The sequence below is a fragment of the Flavobacterium cyanobacteriorum genome, from assembly GCF_002251835.1.
Lineage (GTDB): Bacteria > Bacteroidota > Bacteroidia > Flavobacteriales > Flavobacteriaceae > Flavobacterium > Flavobacterium cyanobacteriorum.
The window spans coordinates 1-5,966 of record NZ_NOXV01000129.1 but is presented as its reverse complement, the minus strand read 5'-3'; the positions used below and the strand labels follow the sequence as shown (position 1 = coordinate 5,966).

The 5,966-nt window shown below is 37.6% G+C and carries 3 protein-coding genes; all 3 read right to left on the bottom strand.

All coding sequences use genetic code 11. The features are described 5' to 3' along the window. Nucleotides 1–179: 179 nt before the first annotated feature. The 3 genes from CHU92_RS01750 to CHU92_RS01740 all read right to left on the bottom strand — a co-directional run bounded on the left by CHU92_RS01750 (nt 180) and on the right by CHU92_RS01740 (nt 5,883). Complete coding sequence (locus CHU92_RS01750) at nt 180–2,498, bottom strand: polyribonucleotide nucleotidyltransferase (protein ID WP_094411988.1); 2,319 nt, start codon at nt 2,496–2,498, stop codon at nt 180–182. A 145-nt stretch (nt 2,499–2,643) separates the two neighbouring features. Further along, entirely contained in the window at nt 2,644–2,913 is a 270-nt protein-coding gene (rpsO, locus tag CHU92_RS01745; RefSeq protein ID WP_094411986.1) for a 30S ribosomal protein S15, read from the bottom strand. A gap of 339 nt (nt 2,914–3,252) precedes the next feature. Then, nucleotides 3,253–5,883 carry a carboxypeptidase-like regulatory domain-containing protein gene (locus CHU92_RS01740; protein ID WP_094411983.1) on the bottom strand — a complete coding sequence of 877 codons (2,631 nt, stop codon included), beginning with the start codon at nt 5,881–5,883 and terminating at the stop codon, nt 3,253–3,255. Between the last annotated feature and the right edge of the window lie 83 nt (nt 5,884–5,966).

The window sequence follows — 5,966 nt, the reverse complement described above, 5'->3', positions numbered from 1 at the left end:
TTCGTCAACCCTTTTTTATTTAACAAATAAGTTTAAACCACTTCAAAAATTAATTTTTGCATTACACATCAAATTGGAAAAATTAAAGGTTATTTTAATTCAAAACAAATATTATAAAATAAAATAACCCTGCCTCTTTGAGGAAGCAGGGTTCTTATCAGAATTAACCTTATCAGTAATTAAGATTCTTGTGGGGCGTCTCCGCCGTTATTTTCATTTCTTGGTTCCCTTGGCTCGCGGTTTTCGCGTGGCCTGTCATCGCGCCTGTCCTGCCTTGGCCCACGGTCACGTGAGTTACGGTCGTCACGGCCACGATTGTCCCTGTTGCCGCCTTCGCGCGGCCCGCGGTTTTCACGCTGCGGGGCGTTCTCATCCCTTGGAGGGCGGGGCAGTAAAGCTTTCCTTGAAACTTTTTCCTTACGCGTTTTAGGATCAATACCTATATATTTCACCTCAAACTCATCACCCATATTCACAACATCAGTTACATTTTCGGTGCGCTCCCATGCCAGCTCGCTTACGTGAAGCAGTACCTCGTTGCCCGGTGCATCAACATATTCTACCACAGCGCCAAAATCAAGCATCTTTATAACACGAACCTTATAGGTTTCACCCACCTGCGGCTTGAATATGATTGAATCGATCTTCTTAAGTACCATATCAATACCTTCAGGGCTTGTACCAAGGATTTCTACTTCACCCTGCTCGTTAACCTCATTAATAACGATGGTAGTTCCCGATGCTTTCTGAAGTTCCTGGATAACTTTTCCGCCTGGGCCAATAAGCGCACCAATGTAAGCTCCCGGAATGGTAACCATAATAATTTTAGGTGCATGCCTTTTTACTTCCGGCCTTGGCTCGGCAATTACTTCGATTAGTTTACCTAATATATGTAAGCGTCCTTCGCGTGCCTGCTCCAGCGCTTTTTCCATAATTTCGTAGTTAAGGCCTTCAATCTTTATGTCCATCTGGCAGGCGGTAATACCGTCGGCAGTACCGGTAACTTTAAAGTCCATGTCACCAAGGTGGTCTTCATCACCAAGGATATCTGAAAGCACTGCCCAGCGGCCTGTCTTGTCATCTGATATAAGGCCCATAGCAATACCCGATACCGGTTTCTTCATCTGGATACCTGCATCCATAAGTGCAAGTGTACCTGCACAAACTGTAGCCATTGATGACGAACCGTTAGATTCCAACACGTCTGACACAACACGAACCGTATAAGGGTTATCGGCAGGGATCATGTTTTTAAGTGCACGCTGTGCCAGGTTACCGTGGCCCACTTCGCGTCTTGATGTTCCCCTTAGCGGTTTAGCTTCACCGGTTGAGAAAGGAGGGAAGTTATAGTGCAGGTAAAATTTCTCTTCACCCTGCTCCGTAGGGAGGTCAATAACATTAGCCTCACGCGATGTTCCCAGCGTTACAGTGGCAAGCGCCTGGGTTTCGCCTCTTGTAAACAGCGATGAGCCATGAGCACCCGGCAGGTAATCAATTTCGCACCATATAGGGCGTATCTCATTGGTTTTCCTTCCGTCAAGTCGTATACCAAGATCAAGTATTACATTACGTACAGCCTCTTTTTGGGCTTTATAAAGGTACTTGCTTATAAGGTCGCCGTTTTCAAGCAGTTCTTCTTCCGTAAAAGCTGCTTTTACCTCTTCTTTAACGGCTGAGAATTTTTCAGAACGCTCATGTTTTGCCGAACTTTCCTGTGCTATGGCAAAGAATTTATCATAAGACAGCTCATAAACTTTCGCTTGTATGGCTTCATCGTTCTTCTCCGGCTCATATTCGCGCACTTCGCCTTTTCCGGCGGCGGCTTTAAGCCTTTCCTGGGCGGCTATCTGTACCTTGATGGCCTCGTGGGCAAATTTTATGGCTTCAACCATTTCTTTTTCGGAGATCTCTTTCATTTCCCCTTCCACCATGGCAATGGAGTCTTTTGAAGCACCGATGATCATATCAATATCTGACTCTTCCAGTTGCGATTTGCTCGGGTTAATGATAAGCCGGCCGTTGATCCTGCCCACACGCACTTCTGATATAAGGGTGTGGAAAGGGATGTCAGACACAGAGAGCGCTGCCGAAGCGGCAAGCCCTGCAAGCGCATCTGGCATTACTTCATCATCATGGCTCATCAGCTGTATCATTACCTGCGTTTCAGCATGGTAATCATCCGGGAACAGCGGGCGCAGTACGCGGTCTACTAATCGCATAGTTAATACTTCGGTGTCGCTTGGCCTTGCCTCGCGCTTGAAAAAGCCTCCCGGAAAACGGCCTGCTGCGGCAAATTTTTCGCGGTAATCTACAGTCAGGGGCAAAAAATCGATGCCCGGTGCGGCAGTCCTTGCAGAAACTACCGTTGCCAGCAGCATTGCGTTACCCATTTGTACTACTACAGAGCCGTCGGCCTGTTTTGCAAGTTTTCCTGTTTCGATCGAGATGCTTCGTCCATCTCCCAGATCGATGATTTCTCTAGTTACGTTAGGAATCATAAATTCTAATTCTTGATTAAACAATGGATTCTTAGTTGTGTTGTAGTTGTTGTGTGTAGTTGTTTAGAACCCAATGAAAAACCAAACTTTTTCTGCCGATATGTAAAAACAAAAAGAGGCGCGCGGGCACCTCTTTTCATCTCGATTATTTTCTGATGTTCAATTCTTTGATAATCTCACGATACCTGTTGATATCTTTTTTCTTCAGGTAGTCAAGGACACTCCTCCTTTTACCCACCAGCTTCACAAGCGAGCGCTCCGTGTTGTAGTCATGGCGGTTCCTCTTAAGGTGCTCTGTAAGGTGGTTGATCCTGAAGGTAAACAGCGCCACCTGGCCTTCGGCTGAACCGGTGTTTGTTGCAGCGCCGCCGTGTTTTGCGAAAATTTCTTCTTTAACTTCTTTAGTCAAATACATGCTAATATTATTTAAATGATTATTATGTAGACCAGGCTTTTCCTGATTGGGTGCAAAGATAGTTATTAATTTTAATTGGGCAAGGCCGGCAGATAGTTTTTGAAAAAGTACCTGGCAATTTGGTTTATTACTGTTTGGCCTATCCGCAGCCCCAAAAACTAATAAAGTTGGTAAACCAATTATATCACCCCCTACGGATTTTTTTGTTTGTATTTATTTCGTTTCTATTATGATTTTGCCTCTAAGGGGCTTATTCAATTCGCTCTACAATTTTTATTTCTTCTTCGGCCAATTCAACTTAAGAAATGACAAAAAGTGGCCTATTGCTATTGAGAGATATTATAATGCAAACGTAATTTTAAACATCGCTTGCCTTGGCCGTAAATTAAAACCGGTTTCGATGTAACTATAGTCGCTAATGCTTACTGTTTTAAAATTGGTTGTGTTGAATAAATTATTGATTTGAAATTCCAAATCAATTTTTTTCTTTTTTATTGTATATCTGTAAATTAAGTCGGTAAATAGGTTTTCTGAGCGTTCCGTAAATAAATTGTTGTTAATATATTCAGACTTTATAGCAAAAAAATGATTATTATTTAAGTTAAAATTTAAGTTCATGGAGTGATTTTGTTGCATAATTGTTGAATTGAATTCCTCCTGGATTTTATTTTTTGAGAATGTCCAATTGGATTGGTATTCTAAATTAAGCCATTCAAAAACATCAATATCAATTTTGTTTCCAAAACTCCAATTAACGTTTTTAATTGCAGTGTCATTAAAATTCAATATTTGTTGAAATTTAGTTACACTATAACTGCCATTCAGGATGGCATTTGTTTTTAATTTGTTGAAGTATTTATTAATACGTGCTGAAACGGATTGATTTACTCTTGTATTTTTTTGTTCAATGGCTTTCATTATGGTTGAACCATTAGTTAAAACTTGTGTGACATATAACAAGTTATTATCGCTTTTTGAGTTGGTGTAAATAAAAGTACAGAACAAAGCTGTGAGAGGATCTCTAAAATTAACGCCAAGAGATTTATTTTGATTTAATGTTTGTAATAATGGTGCGTTAATTCTTTGGATGCTCCTATAGTTTTGTAAAATATAAGCGTAATACAATTGATTAATTGTACCAAATTGATTAGTGATACTTACGGAAGAATTAATTTTCCAATATGTATTCAGGTCATAAATAACTGATAATCTTGGCTCAAATGTGGTTCTATGGAGGCTTTCTTTTTCTTGTAAAGGATTATCATTTATTGTATAAGATTGAATATTTACAGGTGTTGTCAACTCTAATCGCCATTTATTTTTTTGATATTGTGTTTGGAGTTCAAAGTAGATTTTTGAACGCATCCAATCTAAATTATTTGAAAATTCACCGCTCAAAATTGTATTTTCTGAAGTGGCAATCCGGCTATTTAAGGTTTGATTTTCTATTTGAAAACCAACTCTTGGCTCAAGAGTAAGTTGATTATAACCTTTGATAAAACTAAATGAATTATTAGTATAAAAAGTTTTTAAGTCAACCCTTTGAATTACTTCTTCATACAGATTATTGTTATTTAAAATTGCTTCAAACTGTCCGGGATCTACTTTTAATGTTTGTGGTGTTTTATTAAAACCTGCATATGAATTTAAAGTAAATAGTTGTTTACCAATAGCGAAAATGGATTTATGACTATTAGATATTTTTAAATAATGGTTTGTGAGATTTTGTGTTACATTTTCATTTACTGTATAAAGTAAACCACGTTGGCGATCCCAACTACCTTCAAAATCAAGGCAGTTTTTAAAATAATTTTTATCTGCATTTTTCTGTAAAGTAATGTTGGTTTGTAATGCATCAGAGAAAAATAGATTGTTTTTTTCTTCAAGTAGGTTTATAGTGTTAGTAGGTGTAATAAATTGGGTATTTGTATATCCATTTTGCTGTTGATAGTCATTTACATAGGAAATATTTAGCCTTAGTTCATAATTTTTTCTTAGCTTCTGCAAATGGTTAAAAGTAAGTAAGTGAATATTATTATCTAACCATCGTTTTTCAGAAAAATCAGGAATTGATAATTGTTGGATGGACAGCCAATTCGTTTTTTCATTACTACTTTCAAATTGGTTAAATAAATCGTCAATAGTTAATGATTCAAGTTGCAGGGCGATATTACTACCGGTGTTATTGCTTTGGTAGGAAGCAAGCATTTGTTGTTTTTTTGTAAAAAGCATTGGTGTTATATTGGTTTCCCATAGTAACGGAGAAAAACCTGAACCTATTTTTGCTTGTCCGGTAAATGTGTAGGATTTCCTTAATTTAATATTTAAAGCCGCGTCATCTGAAAATTTCAGGCTGTCTAACATCTTTATGGGTTGATGATTTTCTAAAATCTGCACTTGGGTTACATCTTTATAAGGCAAGTTTTCGTTGGCTAAATTGTACTTACCTTCCAGTAAATCCAATCCTTCTATGTAATATTTATTGATAGGTTTGCCTTGGTATAAAATTTTTCCGTCTGATAAGACTTCTATTCCGGGCATTCTTTTTAGTACGTCAGCAATGCTTCGGTCTTGTTCTTTGGCAAATGTATTTACAGAGTATTTTATAGTATCGCCATCCTGTGTAATTGGCTGTGACTCTACAACAACTTCTTTTAATTCGAATACTTTAGTATTTAGCCTAAAATCTTTCCTTTGGCTCTCATTTTTTAAAGTTTCATTGATAGTTTCAAAATCTATGGAACTGACTTTAATGTCAATTTCATCTTGAGATTTAGAGAAAGTAATACTATAATTACCTTTCTCATCAGTGATTGAAAAAGCGATGATGTCCTCTGAAGATCTATAATTTATAACAACACTTGCATTTGGAATTGGATTTCCGTCAAGATCTGATATTTTACCTTTGATCGTAGTTTGAGAATTTATTGTATTAGATATTAAAAAAAATAGAATTAAATTTTTTATCATGAGTGGTTATGCGTCTTCAGGTTTTATTACAGCAACTTATATTGAAGTGGTTTAAACTTTTATTTTATTAAATTTCTTTAGTG

What these genes read in the sequence shown, in the direction of transcription:
- CHU92_RS01750 (WP_094411988.1), bottom strand. Translation starts at nt 2,498, where the DNA reads ATGATTCCTAACGTAACTAGAGAAATCATCGATCTGGGAGATGGACGA.
- rpsO (WP_094411986.1), bottom strand. Translation starts at nt 2,913, where the DNA reads ATGTATTTGACTAAAGAAGTTAAAGAAGAAATTTTCGCAAAACACGGC.
- CHU92_RS01740 (WP_094411983.1), bottom strand. Translation starts at nt 5,883, where the DNA reads ATGATAAAAAATTTAATTCTATTTTTTTTAATATCTAATACAATAAAT.